We start from the raw sequence: 22,881 nt of genomic DNA on the forward strand, positions 1-22,881 counted from the left end.
CCCCGGGGGCCCGTCCTCGGGTGGCGGTCAGCGGGTCACGCCTTGCCCCACTTCTGGTTGGCGGTGCCCCCGCACGACCAGAGCTGGAGCGCGGAACCGTTGGCCGTCAGCTGGTCCTTGACGTCCACGCACTTGTCGGCCTTGACGCTCACCAGGTCGTGGGCCGCGTTGAGGCGGAACTGCTGCGCCTGGTTGCCGCTGCAGTTCGCCAGCTGGATCGCCGCCCCGTTCGCCGTCGAACCCCAGGACACGTCCATGCACTTGCCCATGGAACGGACCGTGCCGTCCGGCATGAACTTCCACTTCTGCCAGGACGCTCCCGTGCAGTCCCAGATCTGCAAGGGGGTGCCGTCCTTGCCGGAGCCGCCGGTGACGTCGATGCAGCGGCCGGAGGCGTAGCCACGGATCGCCACGGCGGTGACGGTGGCCGTGGGCGCACCGCCCCCGCTCTTGCCGGTGCCGGAACTCGTGCCTGAGGAACCGGAGTTCGACTTGCTGCCCGAACCGGTCGACGATTGGCTGGACTTGTGCGGGGAGGACGGCTTCTTCCCCGGGGACGATCCGCCGCCGGAGCCGGCAGCCCCGGCCTGTCCAGCCTGTCCGGCCGCTGGGGCCGCGCCGGCGCCCGGGCCCACGGCGGCCTTCGAACCTCCCTTGCCCTGAACGTCGTTGTCCTTCGCGCCCGCCGAGACATGCCCGCCGGGGGAGGGGCTGGCGGTGCCGAAGACGCCCGGGATCTCCTGGTCGCCGGGACCGCCGAGGACCGTGTCGGCGAGGGTGTCGGCCCGGCCGGCACGGTGCTCCTCCCCGCTGTCGGTGCTGACGAGGAAGGGCGCGGCGATCAGCAGGGCACCGGCCATGGCGGCACCGGCGAGGAGCGCTTTGCGGGGGCGGGCGGGGTCGGATTCGGCGGCGGTGTCGGCGTGTGCCTCCTCGTCGGGGTGGGTGTCGACGTCCGTGTCGGTGGAGGTGTCGGTGTCGGGCGAGGGTTCCGTATCCGGGGCCGTCTGCGTCGCGGATGCGGGCTCGGGTGCGGACTCGGACGTGGACTCGGCGCTGTCGGGTTCGGTGACCGCGCCGACCGGCGGTTCCGGCGTCGGCTCCGCCGCGACCACCACGTCCGGCTCGCTGGCGTTGCCGGTAGCGCTAGCGGTGGCGGCAGCGGTGGCGGTTGCCGTCGGCTCGGGAGAAGCGGCCGTCATCGGGTCCCTCCGGGTCGGATCGGTGGTCATGCGGTGCTCCACTTCTGGTTGCCGCCGCCGTTGCACGACCACAGCTGGAGCCGGGCCCCGTTGCCGGTGGCCACGTCCTTGACGTCGACGCACTTGTCGGCCTGGACGTTGACGAGGTCGTGGGCCGCGTTGAGACGGAACCGCTGGGCGCCGGTCCCGTTGCAGGTGACCAGCTGGACGGCGGCGCCGTCGTCGCGTGAGCCGCCGTCGACGTCCATGCACTTGCCCAGCGCCCGGACGGTGCCGTCGGAGGCGAACCGCCAGCTCTGCCGGGCGGCACCCGAGCAGTCCCAGATCTGGAGCGGGGTGCGTTCGGCGGTGCTGCCGTCGGTGACGTCGATGCAGCGGCCGGACGCGCTGCCGCGGACACGGACGCCGGCGGCGGGCTTGGAGGCCGACGCGGAGGGAGCCGTGTGCTGTCCTGGCGCGCTGCTCGTCGTACCGGTGTCCGTCGGGGCGCCCTTGTCCGGCTTCCCGGTCTCCACGACCTGACCGGTGGCCTGGTTCGCCGTGGAGTGGGGGGTGGGGGAGCCACCGGAGGGACTGGCGGTGCCGAAGGTGCCGGTGCCGTCGCCGGTCCAGTGGTCGCCCAGGGCCGTGTCGCCGGTGCTGTCGACCCGGGTGGAGCTCTCGTCGCTGTCGTCACCGGTGACCAGGAACGGCACGGCGATCAGCAGCGCCCCGAGTAGGGCGGCGCCGGCGAGGAGGGCCTTGCGGGGCCGGCCGGGGGCGTGCGGGGCGGTCTGCGGGGCGGTGGTGACAGTGGGGGCGGACCAGGTGCTCGTGCGCGTGTTCCGGGAGCCGGCTGCGGCGGTTGCCTGATCCGGGGCCGGATCCGCGGCGGTGAGCGCCGCGAACTCCGCTGCCGCAGGCGAGAGCGGGGGTGCGATCTCGGCCGTGTCGGCATTCGCCTCGGAGGTGCCGGACGGCTCCTCGGCCTGGGAGCGCGCGACGGCGGCGGAGGCTTCGGCGATCGCCGACGGCCCCCGCTGACGGCGCGGGAGCGAAGGGGTGGTGGCGGACTCCGCCGAGGTCTCGGCGGCAGGTTCGGGGAACGACTCCGTCATTCGACACCTCCCACTGCACCGGAGTCGGAGGTCGAACCGGAAGCCGGGCCCGAGCTGGCGTCCGATCCGAAAGTCGGGCCGGAGCCGGAGCCGGAGCTGGAGGTTGAGCCCGAGCCGGAAGCCGAGCCGGAGCCGGCGTCCGAGCCGGCGTCCGGGCCCGAAGCCGCCTCACCCGCGGCCGCCGCCTCCAGCACCTCCTCTGCCGTCACCACCAGACAGGCCGGCCCCGCCGGATTCACCGTGAGGGTCACGCCATAGGCGGCCAGGGCCGTCGCGGGCAGGGTGGCATGCGTCAGGGAGAGGGCGAAGGGCTGGTGGGCGTCGGACGTGAACACCGGGACGGTCGCGGTGCCGTCGGGGGAGGTGAGCTGCTGAGGTACGCCGTCCCCGGTGCGGAGGAAGCTGACCTCCGCGCCGGCCAGGGCGCGCACGGCCTCCACGACCGGGGCGTACCCCGTGACCGCCGCCTGGACGGCCGCGTCCACCGGGTCCGTCGGCTCGGGCCAGCCGAGCGAGACGGGGGAGGGGCGGTACTCCTCGTTCGGCTGCCACTCCTCGACCTCGCCCGAGAGCCCGGACCGCCACTCGCCGACCACGGCCCAGTGCGGCGGCGGCCCCTCGCCCCGCCAGCCGGGGTCGACGACCCCGAGCCAGTGGTCGGGGGCGAGCCGGGCCGCCTCCCGGACGTCCTCCGGCAACGGCGGTGCGTTCGGCGGGAGTTGGGAGGCCCGCCCTTCCTCGCTGCTGATCACGTACTGCTCCTGCTGTTCCTGCTGGGTGATGGGTCGTCATGGAGTCCGGGCCGGTCCGGCGGCGGTGCCGACCGGACCAGGTCCCGGGGGATCGCCGGCGGTTCGGCGACCGGCGCCGGACCCGGCGCGGGGGTGTAATGGACCAGGCGTGCGGTGTCGTTCTCGGGGCGGAAGCGGATCAGGGGCTCGCCGTCCGGGCCGTGCGCCGCCACGATCTTCTGGAACACGCCCTCGCTGTACGGCGATCGGGGCGCCCGCCAGTACAGGTGCGCGCCGTGGGTGACGGCCATGTCGTTGTGGGTCATCGCCTCGACCGTCTCCTCGTACGTCGGCGTGTCCAGCCGTCCGCCGCCCGGAGTCGCCAGGCTGAAGACGTCGTGATCGCCGGTGAGGGGCTTGAGCGGACCGTCCGAGGTGCCGCCCTCGTGGCCCAGCACCAGCCCGTCCCGGACGTGGAACCGGTCCTGGTCCGCCAACTCGCGCATGGTGGGCGCCAGTTGCTGGAATTCGTCCTGCCGCTGGGCGTACCGGTCCGTCAGCCGTGTCCAGGTCGCGTCGTCGTCGGAGTCCGCACGCTCCGGGAGGACGGGGCTGAAGTAGCCGACCAGGCCGACGTTCCCGGGCTCGGCGCCCAGCCGGACGTCGAGTTCGTTGATCGTCTTGGCCTTGATCTCCTTCGGTTTCGGCAGCATGCCCGCGTCGAGCCACTTCGCCGCCGTCGGGTTGGTCGGGCGGACGTCGATCACGAGACCGCGCTCGCGAGCCAGGCTGCGGAACTTGCCGAAGTGCTTCTCGGGCATCCCGAACCGCCGCCGTGCCGTCTCCGGTGTCACCGCCGGGCCGAGTCGATGCCCGACCCGCTGGAACAGCTTGCCCAAGTCCTCCGCCGCGAGGCCCAGTTCGCGGACCGGGAGCGGGGTGTCCGGGGTCAGGGCCCAGGTCGTGGTGGCCGCGCCGCCCACCGCGAGTCCCTTCGTGTCCTCGGGGGTGACTTCGAGCGACTGGAAGTCCGGGTCCTCCGGGCGGATACCAACCGGGGGCGCGGGCGGCCGGGGACGGGCCGGGAGGAAGTCCCCGCCGCGCTGGTGGAGGGTGATCGTGCGGTCGCCGGACGGGCGCCCGGCCGGCGGGAAGGAACGGGTCGAACCGTCCTCGGCGACGATCCGCACCGTGGCCCCGGTGGCGTCGGCCGCCATCCGGGCGGCGGTGCCCGTCGTCGCGGTGTTCCAGCGGCGGGCGGTGCGCACCTGGGTGCGGATCAACTCGCTTTCCTGCGCCGGGGTGAGCGGGACGTCGTCCGGGATCCGGCCCGCCGTGGCGTGGAACCGTGCCACCGGCCGCCCGTCGTGGCCCAGACTCTCCCCGGCGTCGGAGAGTTCGGCCGCGGTGAAGGGCGCCGTGCGGTCGAGGGCCGCGCCGGACGGCAGCGGACCGGCCCAGGCGTGAGCGGCCCTCGGGTCCTCGGCGGCCAGCGCGGCCCAGAAGTTGTTGCCGTCGCCGGTCGGCTCCACGAGGTCGTGGACCGTGCCGTCGGGGGCGGTGAGCGTACCGGGCCCGGCGGCCGGATCGCGGCGCCAGCCGGCGGACCCGGGACGTGCGGACCAGGGAGCGGCGGTGTGGGCGGGGCGGGTGTGCGTGCGGGACGTCTCCAAGGGGACCGTACGGCGGCGCGGGGCGGCTTCCGGTGCGGGCAACGGAGAACGGTCGACGCCGGACTCCGCCACAGCCAACCGGTAGTGACGGTCCCTCAGATGCAGTACGACACGTTCGGCGCCGCCCGCTTCCCCTGGCGTCGGCGTGAAGTCCTGGAACCCCCCGTCCTCCCGTACGACCGTGACCGTGACCCCGAAGTGCCGTGCGGCCAGGGCCGGGAGGAGGTCGGCGGCACCGTGATCCCACCCGGCGTCGGACGCCGACGTACCGGGACGGCGGATCTGCGCGGCGGTGAGGGCGAGGCGCTCGGACTCGGACAGGGTGCCGTGCAGGGGAAGGCGTCCGTTAGTGTCGGCCAGTTCTCGGGACTCGGGTGTGTCAGATCCGAAGTCGACTCCGGCGGCGGCCAGTTCGGCGTCGGTGAAGGTGTCCTGCCGGTCGGGAACGGTGAGCGCCGACAGCTCCGGGTGGGCATCGGACTCCAGCGCAGCGGCGAGATCCTCGCGCAGGGCGGTGACGAGGCCGGCTCGGTCGGTCAGGGGGAGATGACCGGGCAGACCGGCGTCCGTGCGGTGCAGCCCCTCGGCGAGCGCGTGGTAGAAGCCGTCGCCGTCCTCCGGTACGTCGAGGAGGGTGTACGGAGTGCCGGAGGGGGAGGTGAGCGTGCCGTCCTCGGCCTCGGTGTAGCGGTCGGGCGAGGCCTTCGCCGTGGCCGCGGATGTCTCGAGCACAGGCACGGCAGGCTCCTCGACCCCACCCCGCACCTCGGCTCGGCCCGGCGTCTCGGCTCGGCCCGGCATCTCGGCTCCGCTGCCGCCCGGTTCCGTAGCGCCGACGGTCCGCTCCGCGGGCAGCCGATGCCACCGCGTCAGCCGATCCGTGGCCGCCCGCACCCCGTGGAAGGCCGCCGCAGCTTCCTCGGCCGCCGCTCGCCGGGGCGCCAGGTCGGCCCACAGCACGCGCATCTCCTGTACGGCAGCCCGCAGTTCGGCCCGCGCCTGCCGCACGTCGGCCCGCAGCGGCTCCAGGGAACGCCCGCCCCCGGCTGCCGTCCCGCGCACACCCGCCTCGGCCGCCCCGCGTGCATCCGCTCCGGCCCCCGCCCCGCGTGCATCCGCCCCGGCCGCCGCCCCACTTGCATCCCCCCCGGCCCCCGCCCCGCGCACATCCGCCCCGGCCGCCGCCCCCCGTGCCTCCACGGTGGCCCCGACTCCTGGGGTGGCCCCGACCCCTGGGGCGGCACCGACCTCTGGGGTGGCCCCGCCCCCTGAAGCGGCCCCGGCCGCCGTCTCCGGGTCTGCGCCCCTGCTGCCCGCCTCCCCCGCGCGTGCCTCCGCCAACGCCCGCCGGGCGGACCTCAACCGCCCCCGCGCGGCCGCATGCCGCTCCCGGGCCTCCCCCAGGGCCCGCCGGGTCGTCCAGTACGCCTTGTCGGCGTCGGCCCAGGCCGTGCCGGCGGCCGTGACCCGGGACCAGGCGTCGGAGACCTTGGCCGGGAAGGTGGTGTCGGTGATCAGGCCGAGCTGCCGGGCCACGTCCTCGCGGACCCAGGCGAGCACCTGCCCCCGGGTCTCGACGGCCCGCGGTCCCGGCCGGACCCGTCCGAAGGGGCCGAGTGCCCGGCCCACCAGAGTCGCCACGGCGCTGTCCTTCACGTCGTGCTCGACCTCGGCGACCCCGAGCCAGTCCGTCGGGATCGCGAACAGGAACGACCTCCCCGTCTTCGGCTTGACGTTGGACTGGACGCCGTCGGCGCCCGCGGCCTTCGCCGTGTCGGTGTCCGTCGCGTTGCCCACCGTCCCCGAGGCCCCCGGGACCACACTGCCCGCGGCACCCGCGGTGACCACGGCCTGCCCGCTCAGCGTCGAGTCGTGGACCTCGGTGCGCCCCGCCGACACCTCGGAGGCGTCGGTCTCCCGCTCGGCGCTCTCCACCGTGCTCTCGGGCGCCACCGTCAGCAGCGTCGCCCCGGTGAAGTCGGGACGGGCGTACAGCCGGAACTCGCCGTGCGCTCCGGCGAGCGACGGGTCCACGAGCCCGGCGACCTGGTGTCCGGCCGGGGTGAGCGCGTCGCCGAAGAACGCGGCCAGGGAGGCGTCCGCGGTGCCGCCGTCCAGGGCGAGGGCGGAGGCGCTGCCGGGGCGGGTCAGCGGGGTGCGGCGGGCGGCCGTACGGGCGTCGGTCAGGCCGTCGCCGGACAGCCGCCCGGAGCCGACGGCGCCTTCCGTGCCGTACGCCTTCGCCACCGCCATCTCCGCGACGGCGTGCACGGTGTCCCGCCCGACCAGCCGGCGCACCTGGAAGCCGTTGGAGGGCAGCGAGAACCCGGGCCCGGCGGCCCGCCACGCGTCGACCGCTTCGGGTGTCACCGCACCGGAGCGCCAGACGGTGACCTCCGGGGTGCCGGAGGACAGGTCCGGGGGCGCGAGGGGATCGGAGGCAGCCACACCGGTGTCCGCCGGCTCGGCCGCCCCCACCGGGGCCGGAACCGGCACCGTCAGACTCAACGGCACCTGCTCCCGCAGCCGTCCGACCTCCTTCACACTCTCCGCCACCCGCCCGTCGTCGAGCGTCAGCGTCAGCCGCATCCGGTAGGGCGTCACGAACTCAGCGTGCGGCTCGTTCGGGTAGAAGACGTACGACTTCCAGCGCGTCGAGGACCGCGCGGTACCCGTCGTCCGGTCCACCGACCCCGACGTGGTGAGCGCCGGTCCGGACGCGGGTGCTCCGCCGCCCCCCGTGCGGATGCCCTCGCCGACCGTCAGCCCCGCGCCCCAGCCGCGCCCGGCCACCGTGCCGCTCTCCACGGTCTCGGCGGCGACCCGGGTGTCCTGGAGGGTCGTGCTGTGGTCGAGTCCGTCGAACTCCTCTTTGCCCTGGATCAGTTCGACCTTGAGCGCACCCGTGTGCCCGCCGAAGTGCACCTTGCCCAGGTTGAGCCGGCCGATCCGGGCCGGTGCGGCGGCCCCCGAGGGGGACGTCATACGGTCCCGCAGCGCTCGTACGGCCCGCGGGGTGAGCAGGGAGCGCACCCGGGCGCGGCTCGCGTCGTCGGCGTTCAGTGCGAGCAGCTGGGTGTCGAAGTCGGTCAACACGGCCGTGGTGTCGAGGGCGTTGACCGGGTAGGAGCCGAACGGGTTGTCGCGCAGCCAGCCGGGCCGGGACCACGTTCGCGCGGTGTACCGGGGGACCTCGCCCAGTTTGTCCCTGAGCAGGCCCAGCCGGTGGGCGGCCTTCTCGGGCAGGTGGCCCAGCCAGTCCGCGGCGAAGGTGACGCGCTTTCCGACCCAGCCGCCCCGGAAGCGGGTCGCGAGGTCGTGGACCGGGGAGAGCACGCCGTCGGCGCGGGAGGAGGCGAGGATCTCGTGCCGGGTGTCGCCGGACACCAGCACCTTGAAGTTCTCGTCGTCACGGTCGAGTTCGGAGGTCACGGTCCGGGTGACGGTGTGCGTGGTGCCCCGTGAGCGGCCCCAGCGGCCGAGGAAGCCGTAGGACCCGGCGAGGGACGGACCCGCGGGGTGCGTGGTGCCGTAACCGCCGCCGCCCGTGACGGTGAAGGACGTGCTCGTGGTGACCGCCCCGGAGGACTGGGTGTCGCTGCCCAGGGTCTGTTCGGTCTCCACCTTGACCGGCTTGGACACGACGACCGGTCGGACCACCCGGGTGCGGTGCACGAGGTCGCCGAGCCGGTTGAGGTAGGGGCCCTTGCCGAACAGCCCGCCGGTGAGGGAGCCGCCGGGGCCCGAGGTCTGGTCGAACTCGGCCGCCAGGTACTGGGGTTGGAAGGGTCGCACCATCGCGTCGTGAGCGGGGGCGCCCGGGTGGGCGAAGTGCCAGGAGCCGCCCGACGCGGCGCCCATGACCTCCTCGGCGAGCTCGCCCAGCCTCTTGTGCCCGCCGACGCTCACCGTCTGGTACGGGTGGTCCCCGAACGGATCCTCGTGCGGCGCGCTCCCGGCGGCGAGCTCTGCGGCCTCCGTCCCCGTCAACTCCTCGATGTCCGGGGCGGTTCGGGGGGCCGAGGGACCCGAAACCGGGGTGTGCTCGTCCGGCACCGACAGCAGCACCCGGCCCCGTACCGCCGCGCCCGCCCCGCCGCCGACCAGGTCGGTCTCCGGCTCCCCGCGCACGAACAGCCCGGTGCCGAGCAGCCCGAAGGAGGGCAGCCCGCGCCACAGGGTGCGCGGCCGCCAGTAACCGCCGCTCTTCGCCGTCAACTCCAGCTGGTAGCTGTGCAGATGGGAGGGGAGCGCGCTGACCGCGAGTCCCTCGTACGACGCCGTGGAGCCGTAGCCTGTCTTGCGGCCCTTCTGCCAGGCCCAGCGGGGGCCGGCCGTGAGGTTGCCGAGGTTCTTCGGGGCGCCGAGCTTGTCGCGGCCCTTGTCGCGGAGGGCGAGGCCCGCGTCGAAGCCGGTCTCCAGGGTGCGGCTGCCGCTCTGCGAGCCGTCGAGGCGCTCGGTGCCCGGGGAACCGCCGCGCAGGATCAGGTCGTTCTGGGTGCCCTCGTAGCGGCGGTCGGTGAGACGGCCGTCGATCCACAGGTAGCGGTGCGAGCGGCCGAAGCGGCCCGTGCCGGTGAGGGGGATCCGCAGACCGGTGGTGACGACGGCCTCCAGGCCGCCCGCCACGCTGTGGTGCGAGAGGGCGTCGACGACGGCGAGGGTGTTGGCGAGGGCGAGCCGGTAGCGGTCGGGGTCGCTCCACCGCCCGGACCGCGCCTCCAGTTCGGCGAGCGGGGCGATCAGGCCTGGGTGGCGGCGGGCGGCCGCCCGGATCACCTCGTCGGTGAACTCCTGGAGCAACGTGGGGGAGTCCCCGGAGTCCCCCGAGGTGAACGCCTCAGGGCGGGCCATGCCCAGGACGGCAGGGTCCTCGTCGGTCAGGTAGACGGGCGGCAACGGCTCGTTGCCGTGCCGCTTGCGCAGGGTCGTGCCGTCGTCCCAGCCCGCGAGCCGGCGCGCCTCGGTGCGGGTCATCCGGTCCAGGCTCCACGTCTGGAACGGCGTGGCCTGCTGGTCGCCGGTCCGCCGCACCCAGACGGTCTTGTGGACCTTGTACAGCTCGGTCGGCACCTTCTTCGCCCGGCCCACGATCTTCCGCCCACCCGAGCCGCCGAACACCTGCCCGGAGGTGATCCCGCGCGCGTACCGGCCCACCGCGCCCGCCAACAGCCGTACCGAGAAGGGCCCGTTGTTCGCGAGGTCCACGCTCGGGCCGATGCTGCCGCTGACCTCGAAGCCGTACGACTTGGTCAGTCCGCGTTCGTTCTTCACGGTCTGCTGGACGGTGTTGCGGAGTTCGGCCGCCTCGGTCTCGGTCAGCAGCTCCGCACGGCCCGGGACGACCTTCTCCACGACGAACGCGCCGAGCGGTGAACGGGACTTGTCCTCGCCCAGCAGTTGCCGGGTGGGGACCTTGCCGCGGGCCAGGCGGTCGGCCATGCGGTGGAAGGTGTCGGTGCTGAAGAAGCCGGAGAGCTCCTGGTGGGCGCTGCTGCCGGGCCGGGCGCCGGTGCGGTCCAGCGCCCACTTGCGGATCGCCTCGACCGGGCCGTAGCCCTCGGTGTGCACCAGCCGGTAGTCGCTCCGGGGGCCCAACGACAGGGTGCGCGGCACCGGGCCGGGCTCCCCGGGGCGGGTCTCGCCCTCGGGCAGGCGCAGGGTCAGTCCGTTGCGCACGCCGAAGGTGAAGTGCCCCTCCCCGGTGGCGAATCCACGCGGCAGCCGGTCCTTGCGGGTGGCGGTCGGGGCGCCCTCGAAGGACACCTCGTACTGCACGTCGTCCAGGTGGAGATGGGAGCCGTCGAGCCGGCGGGTCTCCACCTGGCTGAGGGTCTGGTCCTGCATCGCGTAGTCGTACGACCGCCCGTAGCTCACCGCGCCGCCGACCCTGCCGTAGGCCACCGGGCCCGCCGGGGGACCGATCGGGAGCGAGCCCGCGAGCCGCTTGGTCTGGGCGACTGTCCGGCTCGGGCCCGAGGTGACCTGGCTGCGGTGCCCGGCGTCCACCTTGACCGGCACGCCGTGTGCGTCGGTGAAGCGTTCCCACACCCCGTGCGGGCGGGTCCGCACCCGCATCACCCGGGTCCGGCCGCGGGAGTCGGTGAACGGCGGTGACAGCCAGCCGTCGCCGTGGAAGGCCTGCGGGGTGGCCCGCAGCGCCCGCTCCAGCCGGACCCGGACGTCCTCGGGGAGCGCGGCACGCTCGCCGATCTCCCGCACCACCTGGTCCGTGCCGCGCAGGCGTGCCCGGCTGTGGCCGTACGCCCCTTCGTCGAGGTGGGAGGGGAGGGCGCTGCCGTCGGTGAAGGTGACGGTCCTCCCGGCGGGCGGGGGCGGCAGCAGCGAGCGGTCGAGGCGGGGCGGGCGGTGGGTGTCGAGTTCCGCCTCGATGTCGGCGAACGGGTCGACAGTGGTGGGGAGTTCGGTGGCCGGGTCGCGGGGCGGCGGGGGCGTCTCGCCGCGGGAGGCGCGGAGGGCGGCGAGGGTGCCGGGGGTGAGGCGGCTCAGGCCGTCGAGCGTGCGGTTCGTGGTGTCCGGGACCTGGGCGCGGAGGAAGGCGACGAGGTCGGTCAGGTCCTGGGAGGTTGCGGAGTCCAGGATGTCGTCGTGGTCGGTCACGGGCGCGACGGCTTCGGGGCCGGCCGGACTCGGCGGCGCCTCGGTCGTACCGTCACCCTCCGCGGGGGCCAGCGCCGAGTAGTGGTCGACCCCGTTGTAGAGGACGTGGACGGTCCTGGTGCCGTCCGGGTTGTACTCCTGGTCCGGGCCGCCGTCGCTGCGGACGACCACCAGCCGTACGCCGAGCGCCCGCGCCACCAGGCCGGGGGCGTGGTCGAAGAAGGGCGTGTTCCACAGGTTCACGTCCCGCAGGGAGTCGGCGACGAGATCGCCCACCCCGTGCCTGCGTACGGCGTCCAGCCGCGGGCCGGTCAGGGCCCACCTCGGGTAGCCGACCTCCAGGAGCGTGCGCCACGCCGTCTCGGCGGCCGGGCCGCCCTGCGTGAGCCGCTCCTGGAGCAGTGGCCGCAGGATCTCGCGCCGGGCCGCGTCCATGAGCCGGTCCCGGTCGGCGGCCGGAGCGTCGGCGGGGTCGGGGCGGTAGCCGGGCAGCAGGGCACGGACCGCCGCTCGGGGGAGGTCGGCGAGGACACCGCTGTCGGCGGCGTCGGTCCGGCGGCGCAGCTCCGCCCGGTACATGGCGTCGGTGAGCCGCTCCTCGATCCTCGCCAGGACCGGCGCGGGCAGAGGGGGCAGCGGGCCGCCCATGATCCGGCGCAGTTGGGCGGTGCTGAGGTCGCGGGTCAACTCCTCCAGCGCGTCGTGCCGGTTGAGGAGGGTGTGCTCCGCCGTGCCGGTGAAGGCGTCGGCCGCCCGGTTCCGCAGCTCGCGCACGTTCTCGCCGAGCGGGGCGGCCTGCGGGTCCTGGAGCCGTGTGCTGTCCAGGAGCGCCCGGAAGAAGCAGTCGCCGTCCCCGACGACAGGAGACTCGTTGAAACGCCGGTGGCCGCTGGTGTGCACGGTGCCGTCGAGTCCCTCGGTGACCGCGCCGTGGACCGGGGTCTCGGCGTCCGTCGCGGGGGCGGGGGTCAGCAGAGCGGTGACGATCTTGTCGATGTCCGGGGTGCTGAAGCCCTTGGTCGTCTGCTCCTGCTGGGACTTCGTGTGCCTGCGCACCTCGTGGCCGGCCCGTACCCACGCGGGGTGCTTGAAGTCCTCGGCCAGGCCGTTGAGTTCCTCCTTCTGGCTCGGGGTCGGCGTCTTGCCGTGGAGTTCCTTCCTCTGCTCCCACACGGCCCGCGCCTCCAGCACGACCCGTCCGGACAGCGTGGGCGGCCGGTCGAGGACGATCCGCTCGTAACCGGTCTTCAGCGTGGCCTTGGACTTGTCGTTGTCGCTGTTCCACTTGGCCATGCGCTCGCCGCCGAAACTGTTGGGCTCCTCCAGGTAGTTGACCCGGTGGCCGGACAAGGCCATGGCTTCGAGGTTGCCGCTGCGGAAGCCGAGGTGCTTGAGGTCGCCGCCGCTCTGCCGGTTCAGGTACTCGAAGAGCCGCAGCTGACCGGTGCGGGTGTCACCGCCCCAAGTGGCCACGCCCTCACGGTCGTTCCAGAAGTCGGTGAGGTCGTGCACGGCAAGACCGGCGAGTTCGGGGTCGCGGACCAGGTCCGGATAGCGCGGGCGGCGCCCGTCGTCGACCCGGGCGTCCCCCGTGATGACGACGAGCGGTCCGGGCCGGTCGTCCTTCGTACGGTCGCGGATGCCGCGCAGGATCTGGCCCATGCCCTTGTAGCTGGTGTCGTGCTCCACATGGACGTCCCCGCGCTTGCCGCTGAAACGGGACCACAGCACGATGACCTTGCGGCCGGGCTCCACCTGGACACCCTTGGTGGCGAGCCAGGCGGCGACCTTGTCCTGCTCCTCCCCGGGGAACCCGGCGTCGTCCAGCCGCCAGCCCGCGCGGACCTGCTCCCGCACCTCCGTGGAGAAGTTGTCGGTGATCCACTCCGTGCCCGCGCCCACCCCGAGGACGAGGCTTTTGAGCTTGGACTTCGACAGGGGCTGCCGGTCCCTCAGAACCTCGGAGTTGAGCTCGTCGAAGATCCGCTTGGCGTGGGCGTCGCCGTCGGTCTCGGGCGTGACCTCCACTTCGTGGACACGGCTGGCGTCGATGCCGCTCGCCCGGTAGAACTCGGCGATGTTCGTGCTGCGGTCACGCCCGTTCAGGGGATCCCTCGCGACCACGACGTGCAGGTTCTCGTCGGCGAGAAGGTAGGCGGCGATGCCGAACTGGTCGCCGGTCGCATAACCCGGGTGGTGCAGCACCTTCTTCAGACCCGGGTCGGGGTCCGCCTTCTTGGCGTGGAGGGCGGCCTTCTCCTCCTTGGACAGCTTGGACGAGGAGGCGCCGGACCCGCTCGCCTTCTTGCTGCCGTTGCCGCCGCCCTCCCAGAGAGGGTCGCGGGCGGGGCCGCCCTCGTCGGCGCCCGGCCCGGTCCCGTGTGCGACCCCCGCGCCGCCCGCCGGTGCGCCCTGGACGGGCAGCCGGTCGGGCGCCGTCCCCGGGGCCGCCGTGACGGCGGCGGCGAGGACGGCACGGTACTGCTCCGGGGTGGGTCCGACCGTGTCGGGCAGCCGGAAGGTGCCGCGGGTGATCCGGGTGAGCAGGTCCGGGGTCATCCGGGCGTCGGTGTAGCGGGGCGGGGCGTCGCGGTGCCAGCGCAGCCTCTCCAACGCGCCGAGGCCGCGCAGCAGTTCGTGGTCGGAGCCGGTGTCGAGGCCGGTGGTGCCGCGCAGGGTGCGGACGAACTGGAGGGTGCGCAGGGCGGCGAAGGGGTCCGGCTCGCCGTCGCCCTCGTGCTGCCCGGCCGCGCGGGCCAGTGCGGTGAGATCGGGGCCGGACGGCTCGGGCAGGAACAGCCGCCAACGGCCCGGTTCGACCTCGCCGGTCTCCGACTCGACGTCGAGGATCGGCCGGACCCGGCCCGAACCGTCCAGCGCCGTACCGACCTTGGTGGTCGGCGCGTACACCGGGCGGCCCGTCACGTTGGCGACATGCTGGGCGACCGGCAGCCCGCCGTGGGTGGGGGAGGCGCCGGTGGAGCAGGAGTAGAGGACGATCGGCTCACCGTCGGGGCCGAGCCCGCCCCAGCGGACCATGTAGCGGCCCAGTTCCCGCCCGCTGACGGTGACCGTGTGCACCCCGTCCTCCTGGGGACGGCCGTCCTTGTAGCGCTGGTCCAGGGCGAGTTCGACCCGGGTCGGCTTGCCGTGCGCCGCGAAGAACGACACCTTCTTGTTCTTCCAGGGCACGTCCTTGGGGCCGCCGACGAGCACCCCGCGCTGCGGGCGGTGGTCCGAGTAGTCGTCCGTGGTGGTCACCGTCGGGTAGCGCCTCTCCCGGCGCGACCAGTCGGCGGGGGTGAAGGAGGCCTGGCCCCGCGCCTCGCCTAGGCCGTAGCCATTGACGGCCGAGTCGGGCACGTCACCGGCGGCGAGCGTCCGGAGTTTCCCGCCGCCGGTGACCGGGCGGCTCACCAGGCGGGTGGGTTCCGGGCGCGGGCCGCCGACCAGGTACTTGGTGATCTCCTTGACGTCGTCGTCGTGGAAGCCCCTGTTCCCGGGGTCCTTGTAGGGCTTCTCGGCGCCGCGCCTGTTGTTCTTGCCGACGACCCAGGCGGGGTGCTTGAACTCCGTCTCCAGGTTCTTGAGTTCGTCCTTCTGGCTTGGGGTCGGCGTCTTGCCGTGCAGTTCCTTGGTCTGCTCCCACACGGCCTGCGCCTCGACGGCGATCTGCCCGGAGAGCGTGGGCGGCCGGACGATGGTGATGCGTTCGTAGCCCGTCTTCACGGCGGACTTGGAGTTGACCGCGTGCCACTTGGCCATCCGCTCGCCGCCGATGGAGCCAGGCTCCTCCAGGTACCTGACCTGGTGGCCGGAGAGCGCCATCGCTTCGAGGTTTCCGCTGCGGAAGCCGAGGTGCTTGAGTTCGCCCTCGCTCTGGCGGTTCAGGTACTCGTAGAGCCGCATCTGGCCGGTGCGGGTGTCGCCGCCCCAAGTGGCCACGCCCTCCCGGTCGGTCCAGAAGTCGGTGAGGTCGTGGACGGCCAGGCCGTTGTTCCAGTGCTTGGCCGTGAGGGCCGGATAGTGGTCGGGGCGCCGGGGGTTGACCTTGGCGTCGCCCGCGATGATGACGAGCGGTCCGGGCGGGTCGTCCTTGGTGCGCTCGTGGATGCCGGTGAGCAGCTGGTCCATGCCGGTGTAGCTGGTGTCGTGCTCGACATGGATGTCGCCGCGCTTGCCGCTGAAGCGGGACCACAGGACGATCACCTTGCGGCCGGGTTCCACGGTGATGCCCCGGCCGGCGAGCCAGGCGGCGACCTTCGCCCGGTCCTCCGGCGGGAAGCCGGCGTCGTCCAGGCGCCAGCCCTCGCGGATCCTGTCCCGCAGCGGATGGCTGAAGTGGTTGCCGATCCAGGTGGTCCCGGTGCCCACCGGGACGCTGAGGGCGCTCAGCTTGGTCTTGCTGAGCTTGTCGAAGTCCTCGGCGCCCTTGTTGATCTCCCGCACGATCTCCTCGGACCGCTCCTTCGCGGTCCTGTCGTGCGGGCCCTGCTGGAAGTGGATGCGTTCGGGCGCGATGCCGCTGGACCGGTAGAACTCGGCGATCTCCGGGCCCTTGTCCCGGGAGTCCGTGCCGGGTGCGGCGCTGTCCACCAGGACGTGCAGGTTCGGGTCGCCGTGCAGGGCGGCGGCGATCCCGAACTGGTCGCCGGTGGCGTAGCCGGGGTGGGTGAGGACGGTCTTGTAGGCGGGACCCGGGGCTGAGGAGGAGGACTCGGTGGCGGGCTTTCCACCCGTTCCACCCTTTCCACCCTTTGCCCCCTTGCCGCCCTGCCCGCTGGTGCCGCCTTTGCCGCCTTTGCCGCCCGGCGGGTTGTTCGGAGGCTTGCCCTTGCCCTTGGCACCCTCGGCACCTTTGGCGCCCTTCGCGCCCTTGCCCCCGCCGCCCAGCAGCGCGTCCACGGTCGTGGAGCTCAGGGTACGCAGCCGGTCCAGGGTGCGGTCCTCGACGTCGAGGCCGTCCTGCCCGCGCAGGAGGGCGACCAGCTCCTCCGCACGGTCGCTGCTGGTGGTCGCCGGCCGCACGAAGGGCTCCTCGGCGGGTGCCTCCGGGGCCGGGGCGGGGGCGGGGGAGTTCTCGATCGCGGAGTAGTGGTCGCGGCCGTTGTAGTGGAGGTAGACCGTCCTGCCCGCACCGGAGTTGACGGGCGTGCCCCAGGTGTTGCCGTCCTCGTGCTGTACGACGGTGAGATTCAGGCCGAGCGCGTGGGCGACCTCGGAGGGCGCGTAGTCGAAGAACGGCGTCGCCCACAGGTCCGTGCTGCGGATCGAGTCGGTGACCAGGTCGCCGAGCCCGCGGCCCCGGAAGTCGGCCAGGTGGGGACCCTGCCGGGCCCACCGGGGGTAACGCGTCTCCAGCAGCCGGTTCCAGAGCCGTCCGGCGAGCTCGGGGTCGTCGCCCGTCAGTGCCTCCCGGAGCTGGGCGCGCATCGCGATCGCCTGCTGTACCTCGACCAGTGGCTCGCGGTCGGCAGGCGGCACCCTGCGCACGTCCGGCTGGTATCCCGGCAGCAGGGCGCGGATCGTGGCCCGGTCCAGGTCCGCGAGGACGGCCCGGTCGGCGGGGGCGAGGCGTTGCCGGAGTTCGTCGCGGTAGAGGTTGTCGCGCAGCTGGTTGTCGACGATCTCGTTCTGCCGGCGGGACAGGAGCGGGGGTGGTGTGTTCAGGACCACCGACAGCATGTCAGCGTCGAGGTCCTGGACCAGGACGTCCAGGGCGTCCCGCCGGTTCAGCTCCTGGTACCGCTCGGACCCTTGGAACCTGTTCGCCGCGTGCTGCCGCAGCTCAGGGACGTCCATCGCGGTCAGTGCAGAGCCGTGGCCCTGGTGGTGCAGGCCGGCGAGCAGCGAGGTGAAGAAACAGTCACCGTCACCGACGACGTCCAGCACACGGAGGCCTTCCTCGTGCCCGGGGAACGGGACGGTCTGAGTGACGGGGCGGGGTTGGGAGGCGGTGGGGGAGGGGCTCACCGGAGTTGCGGAGACAGGGGCCGCGGAGGCAGGGGCCGCGGAGGCAGTGGTGGGTGCGGGCGCCTGGGTGCCGGTCGTCGACGAGGGCGTCGGGGCGTGGGAGGCGGTCGCCGTCACCGGTGTCGGGACGGTCTCCGAGGTCGGGTCGGTCTCCGGGGTGCCGCTCTGCTCGTCCCGGCTGAGGGTGGGCGTGTGCCGGGGCTGGGGCGAGGTGCTCGGCGCATGCGGCCGGCCGCCCGAGGAAGTGGACGTCGGGGCGGTCAACTGGCCCTGCTGTCCCGTGTCTTCGCTTCCGCTGCCCTCGCTCTCGCTGAGGACGTCGTGCACCGGGGACTCTTCGGTGTCGTCCGCCTTGGCCGTGTTCGCGCTGGTCGTCGGTATGTTCCTGGGCTGGGGTGAGGGAGCCGGCGCACCGGAGGAGCCGCCCGAGGAGACCGGCGCCGGAGTCGTCGACCGGGCCTCCTGGCGGGCCCCTTCGCCCTCGGACACCGTGTCGTGGGCCGGTGTGTCCTTCGTGCCAGGCGTGCTCACCGCCGCGTCCGCGTCCAGCGCCCGTACGTCGTTGATCGCGTTCGTGTCCAGGTGGATGTTGAACTGCGACCCGAACTTCGCCACCCCGGCGAACACCATGCCCATGAACAGCGCGCTGCCGGTCGCCGTCAGGAACGTGTCGCCGCTGAGCGCCCAACTCCCGGTGAACAGGCCGACGGTGACGAACTCGCCGAAGGTCTCGGCGGCCCCCTCCGCCACCGCGTCCCCGATGCCGTCGCCGAAGCCGCCCCGGTCGTGGGTGTCCCGGTTGCCGAGATCCCTGTTGCCGAGATCCCGCTTGCCGATGTCCCTGTTGCCGAAGTCCCGGTTGTTGGCGGACGACGGCAGGTCCGCCCGCCCCCGGTCCACCTTCGTCAGTACGTCCTCGTCGAACTTCTTGAACACCGTGTCGTCGAGATGGCTGCGCCGGAAGAAGTTCCGCAGCCGGTCGGCGACCCCCTCGAACACCCCGTGGAACATCCCGGTGAGGCCGCCGAACACGGCGTCCTGGAGGATCTGCGACCAGTCGAACCCCTTCGGCCGCCGCCCGTCGGGACCGAACGCGATCAGCGCCAGCCGTACGGCGAACGTCGTGAACGCCTCGTCGAACGCCTCGCTCAGGCTCGGCATCAGATGCGTGCGCTTCATGAGCTGGTCGAGGATCGCCAGGATCGTCACCCGGCTCTGTGCCCGCGCGACCGCCGCCTTCCCGGCCGTCGCGCCGCCGCTGAAGACGGACATCACCAGGATCACGGCGAGTTCGATGAGCAGCCGGACGATCTCGGCGATGATCTGCCACTTCGCCTCGGTGATGTTGATGGACGTCTCGACCCGCCCCCGGGCGACGACGTCCAGCTCGTCGGCGAACTCCTTGAGGTAGTTGCGGCCGCCGTCGTCGACGAACATGTTCATCGCGCGGACGTACCGCGTGGCGACCTGCGGCGGCAGCGAGCGGCCGACCTCGATCACCGAGTCCTCGATCAGCTCGGACAGCTTGGTGAGCTGCTTGCCGAGACGGTCGTACGGCTCGTGGCTCCGGTAGGCCTTGTCCTCGTCCGCCTGGAGCATCTTCTCGCCGATGAGAAGCAGCAGCAGGTTGTTGACCTCGGGCGAGACGTGGATGGCCATGGACGGTTCAGTGCCTTCCGGGGCCGTTCGCGGCGGACTCGTGGATGGCGTCCAGGACACCGTTCTGGGTGCCGAGGATGTTCTGGAGGTTGCTGTGGGTGCCGTTGGCGACGCCCACGATCGCGTCCGTGACCGCCTGGCCGGTGTCCGTGACCGACTCCCGCTCGGACTTCTCCTGCGGCTTGACCTCGCGCGCGAACTCGTCGTCCTGGCCGGGCCAGTCACGGGTGAGGTTCACGGCGGACACGAAGTCCCGCACCATCTCCTGGGCCAGCGAACTGATCGCGTCGACCTGCCGGACCCCGGCCTGGATGCGGCCGGGGTCGGCGAAGTAGGCGTTGCTGTCAGCCATGGCGGTGCTCCTCCTCGGGGTCCTCGGTGATCTCGTCGGCGATGTCGTCGTGCCGGCGGCGTCCGGCGTCCCGGCCGGGGCCGTCCTCCAGGACGGCCGGGCCGAAGACCCTCGCCCAGTCGACGTCGACCCCGGTCAGTTCCGGCACCCGCTCGCTGGGCAGGGTGAACGGCTCGAAGAGGTCCATGACCTGACGTGCCATCAGTCCGCGCGCCTCGGCCGCCGCCTCCAGCACGCTCGCGGCCAACTGCCCGGCCGCCATGGTCCGGTACCGGTCCTCCAGGAACCGCAGCCCGGTCAACTCGCCCTGCGGGCCCACGGTGACCTCCACACTGCGGTCCTTGGACCGTACGGTGACGGCGGACTCGGCGAGTTCGGCCTCCGCCCGCGCCACCGCCGCCCGGGTGGCGTCCAGTTCGGCCATCGCCTCGGCGAGCCGCTGCTCGTAGGAGGACCCGCTCACCGCCCGCTCACCGCCCGATCACCGAGGGCGCCCCGCCCTCGTCGGCGCCCCACACGTCCTCGTCCTCCTCGTCGGCGAGCCAGCTGGCCCGCTCCTCGGCGCCGGAGCTCTCCGTCCTACGGCCGTCCCGGCGACCCGCGTCGGACTGCGGGGCGAACGGGGAGCCCGTCGAACTGGTGCTGACCCTGGCCCGCCCGGTCGTCGTCCCCTCGGCCTCGTCGTCCTCCGTGGACCGGTTCCTGCCGGTGCGGCGCGAGCGGCCACCCAGGGGGCCGCCGGCTCCCGGTTCGGTCAGCACGTTGCGGACCCGTTCGCCGGTGCCGGACTGGCCCCCGGCCGCGCCCGGGGCACCGCCCATGCCGCCCATCGGCATCATCGGCATGCCGTTCGCGGCACCGGACTCGGCGGACCCGGCAGAGGTGCCGGTCGGGGCGCCGAGCGCGCCCGAGGTGTAGGGGGAGTCGTCGTATCCCTCGAAGGACGGCCCGAGCAGGCCGTTCGATCCCGTCGTACCGCCCCCGAGGCTGCCGGGACCACTGAGCGAACCGAGGCCGTCCAGCCCGGTCAGGCCGGAGGTCAGCGGGGTGCCGGAGCCCGTGCCCAGGGAGTGGGAGAGGCCGCTGAGGTTGCTGTTCAGGCTGCCGAGGCTGTCGCTCAGGTGGTCGAAGTCGTCGAGGTCGCCCAGGTCCAGGCCGTGGCCGGGATCGCCGAGGCCGCTCAGACCGCTGCCGAGGTCGGTGGTGGTGACGTGGCCGTCCGGGTCCGTCGTGGTCGCCACGCCGGTGGCCGGGTCGACCGTGGTGACCGTGCCGTCGGGGTACTTGGTGGTGAGGGTGCCGTCCGGGTTGAGCGTGGTGACGCTGCCGTCGGGGTTGGTGACGCTGTCCCCGGCGTCCAGGTCCGTGGTCGTGGACTTGCCGTCCTTGGTCGTGGTGGTGACCTTGCCGGTGCTCGGGTCGAAGATGCTCACCGAGCCGTCCGGATAGGTCGTGGTGAGCGTGCCGTCCGGGTTCAGGGTGGTGGTGCCGCCCCCGGGGTTGGTGAGGCCGGTCCCCAGTCCGGAGCCCAGGTTCAGGCCGTCGCCCAGGTTGCTGGTCAGCCCGGTGTTCAGGTCGCTGAGGTTGCCGAGGCCCGCGCCCAGGTTGGAGGTGAGGCCGTTCAGCCCGGCACCGAGGCCCGTGGTCAGGTCGTTCAGCCCGGTGCCCAGGTTGTCGCCGAGACCGGTCAGGCTGTCGCCGAGCCCGTTCAGGCCGTCGCCGACACCGGAGAGGTTGTCGCCCAGGCCCGAGATGCTGTTGTTGATCCCCGTGTTGAGGTTGTTCAGCGCGTCGTCGAGACTCCGGCGGAAGTCGTCGGTCGAGCCGTTGCCCTCGTCGTCGCCGTTCTGGTGGTGCTCGAACTGGTCGGTCAGGGACGAGGTGTCCTTCGCGTCCAGGGGCTCCTCCAGCGGGTCGATCGCCGCGATCCACGCGTTGTTCAGGTCGGACATCGCCTGCTTGGCGAACGGGATCAACTGGCTTTCGATGTACGTCGTCCAGCGCTGGACGGCCGCCTCGCCGACCTTCTTCCAGTTGTTGACGTCGTTGAGGTTGCCGTAGACCGGATGGCTCTGCTTGAAGGCGGAGGTGGCCTCGTAACGGGGGCTGCCCTGGACCTGACGCGTGCCGACCTGGTGGACGTTGTTCGCCAGGACCCACGCGGTGAGCTCGTCGAGTATCTCCAGCAGGCCCCGGTGCGGGTCGTGCCGGCCGGTGTTCGCCCAGGCGATCCACGCGGTGCGCAGCACGAGCGTCTGCCGCCACAGGTCCTTCTGGGCCTTGATCAGGGCGTCGGAGTACGGGGAGCGCGGGGTGTAGTAGTCGAGCGAGGTGTTCTGCGCGGTGTACGTGGCACCGCCCATCTGCTCCACGTAGGCGTCGTAGTTCTTGCGCAGTTGGTGCACCAGGTCGCGGAAGACACCCGCCGCCTGCCCCTGCCAGGCGCTGTCGTCGCCGCCGAGGGAGTCCTCCCACTGCTTGAGCACCACGGCCTGGTCCGCGAAGAACTTCTTCGCCCGGTCGAAGGACTGGGCGGTCTGCTCGAACGACTTGAGCTTGACCGCGTCCTTGTCGGCCACGGAGGCACCGTTGAACGAGAACCCGGCGGTGCTGTGCGCGCTGTCCGCCGCGAGCGCGTCGAGGGCGGCCTTCGCCCCGCTGACGTACTGGCCCAGCGTGGTGTTGTCCCACTGGTCGCCGTAGTGACCCGTGAAGGGTGTGCCCGAGAAGGTCTCGCCCGCGTCCAGCAGCCGGGCGCGGCCGTTGCCGTCCAGGAACACCCCGATGAACACGATGTGCGCCTTGTACAGGTTGAAGTCGTCGCTCTTGTGCCCCGAGCCGTCCTTGCCCCCGGACGTCCCGACGAACGTCAGGATGTAGTCGTCGCCGCTCGCCACGTGCCAGCCGCTGATCGCGGTGTAGTCGGCGTCCGACAGCTTCCGCATGGACTCCGAGCGGATGTCCATGCGGAACAGCGGGATGCCCTCCTTGCTCTTCAGCTTGTCGAAGAGGGTCGCCCGGCTGGGCATGGGGTAGCCGGTGAACAGCGTCACCGCCTGGCCCCAGTAGTCGTCCTGGTCGTAGGGCATCAGTTGCCGTCTTCGTGGTGGCCGGAGGAGGTGGTCTGGTCCCCGGGGTTCTCGCTCATGCCCTCGTCGACGTCGGAGAAGACGTCCAGCATCTGCTCCGCGCCGATGGAGTGCAGGCTGCTGCCCTGGGCGTTCAGCATGGTGCGGATGGTCTGCTTCATGTCCCGCTCGATGTCCCCGAACAGGTTCACATGCTGCGCGAGGACGGCGTCCACGCTCTTGGCGGCGCCCGTCGCGGCGGTCAGCAGCGACTTGCCGTGCAGGAAGTCGTCGGCGCCCATCGAGCCGATGGCCAGCGCCTGGTTCTGCTGGAGCGAGTCCGGCGTGGTCGCCCCGTCCACGATGCTGCGCAGCGCCCGGATCCCGCCGGTGTCCGCCGTGCTGTCCCGGCGGATCGCCTTGAGCGCGGTGAGGAAGTCGGCGAGGTCGTTGTCGACGAAGCGCTGGAGCGCGGGGCCGTCGAGATGGGTGAGGTCCGCCATGG

At 72.9% G+C, this 22,881-nt stretch carries 8 protein-coding genes; all 8 read right to left on the minus strand.

Annotated features, from left to right (window positions below; all coding sequences use genetic code 11):
* Window positions 1-35: 35 nt before the first annotated feature.
* From AQJ54_RS09835 to AQJ54_RS09870, 8 genes are read right to left on the minus strand one after another with little or no spacing between them, the layout of a single operon-like run.
* Window positions 36-1,232 carry an RICIN domain-containing protein gene (locus AQJ54_RS09835; RefSeq protein ID WP_062236064.1) on the minus strand — a complete coding sequence of 399 codons (1,197 nt, stop codon included), beginning with the start codon at window positions 1,230-1,232 and terminating at the stop codon, window positions 36-38.
* The gene (locus tag AQJ54_RS09840; RefSeq protein WP_062236067.1) at window positions 1,229-2,299 is read right to left on the minus strand and encodes an RICIN domain-containing protein; all 1,071 of its coding nucleotides are present in this window, start codon (window positions 2,297-2,299) and stop codon (window positions 1,229-1,231) included. The genes AQJ54_RS09835 and AQJ54_RS09840 overlap by 4 nt, the downstream gene beginning before the upstream one ends.
* Window positions 2,296-3,051 (minus strand): type VII secretion system-associated protein, encoded by a 756-nt coding sequence (locus AQJ54_RS09845; RefSeq protein ID WP_079069800.1) that lies wholly within the window; start codon window positions 3,049-3,051, stop codon window positions 2,296-2,298. The genes AQJ54_RS09840 and AQJ54_RS09845 overlap by 4 nt, the downstream gene beginning before the upstream one ends.
* A complete protein-coding gene (locus AQJ54_RS09850) occupies window positions 3,048-18,956 on the minus strand; it encodes a hypothetical protein (RefSeq protein WP_062236071.1) in 15,909 nt (5,302 codons plus the stop codon). Before AQJ54_RS09850 ends, AQJ54_RS09845 begins: the two co-directional genes overlap by 4 nt.
* Before the next feature lie 7 nt (window positions 18,957-18,963).
* The gene (locus tag AQJ54_RS09855) at window positions 18,964-19,308 is read right to left on the minus strand and encodes a hypothetical protein (RefSeq protein WP_062025081.1); all 345 of its coding nucleotides are present in this window, start codon (window positions 19,306-19,308) and stop codon (window positions 18,964-18,966) included.
* Window positions 19,301-19,771: a YbaB/EbfC family nucleoid-associated protein gene (locus AQJ54_RS09860; RefSeq protein WP_062236072.1), complete on the minus strand. Its 471-nt coding sequence runs from the start codon at window positions 19,769-19,771 to the stop codon at window positions 19,301-19,303. The genes AQJ54_RS09855 and AQJ54_RS09860 overlap by 8 nt, the downstream gene beginning before the upstream one ends.
* Window positions 19,772-19,778: 7 nt before the next feature.
* Window positions 19,779-22,397: an AAWKG family protein gene (locus tag AQJ54_RS09865; RefSeq protein WP_062236075.1), complete on the minus strand. Its 2,619-nt coding sequence runs from the start codon at window positions 22,395-22,397 to the stop codon at window positions 19,779-19,781.
* Window positions 22,397-22,879, minus strand: coding sequence for a type VII secretion system-associated protein (locus AQJ54_RS09870; protein ID WP_062236078.1), 483 nt, complete (start codon window positions 22,877-22,879; stop codon window positions 22,397-22,399). The genes AQJ54_RS09865 and AQJ54_RS09870 overlap by 1 nt, the downstream gene beginning before the upstream one ends.
* Window positions 22,880-22,881 lie beyond the last annotated feature (2 nt).

The organism is Streptomyces griseorubiginosus, assembly GCF_001514195.1.
GTDB lineage: Bacteria > Actinomycetota > Actinomycetes > Streptomycetales > Streptomycetaceae > Streptomyces > Streptomyces griseorubiginosus.

Excerpts from the sequence above, each read along its gene's own strand:
- AQJ54_RS09835 (WP_062236064.1), bottom strand. The coding sequence starts at position 1,232 with ATGACCACCGATCCGACCCGGAGGGACCCGATGACGGCCGCTTCTCCC.
- AQJ54_RS09840 (WP_062236067.1), bottom strand. The coding sequence starts at position 2,299 with ATGACGGAGTCGTTCCCCGAACCTGCCGCCGAGACCTCGGCGGAGTCC.
- AQJ54_RS09850 (WP_062236071.1), bottom strand. The coding sequence starts at position 18,956 with ATGGCCATCCACGTCTCGCCCGAGGTCAACAACCTGCTGCTGCTTCTC.
- AQJ54_RS09855 (WP_062025081.1), bottom strand. The coding sequence starts at position 19,308 with ATGGCTGACAGCAACGCCTACTTCGCCGACCCCGGCCGCATCCAGGCC.
- AQJ54_RS09865 (WP_062236075.1), bottom strand. The coding sequence starts at position 22,397 with ATGCCCTACGACCAGGACGACTACTGGGGCCAGGCGGTGACGCTGTTC.
- AQJ54_RS09870 (WP_062236078.1), bottom strand. The coding sequence starts at position 22,879 with ATGGCGGACCTCACCCATCTCGACGGCCCCGCGCTCCAGCGCTTCGTC.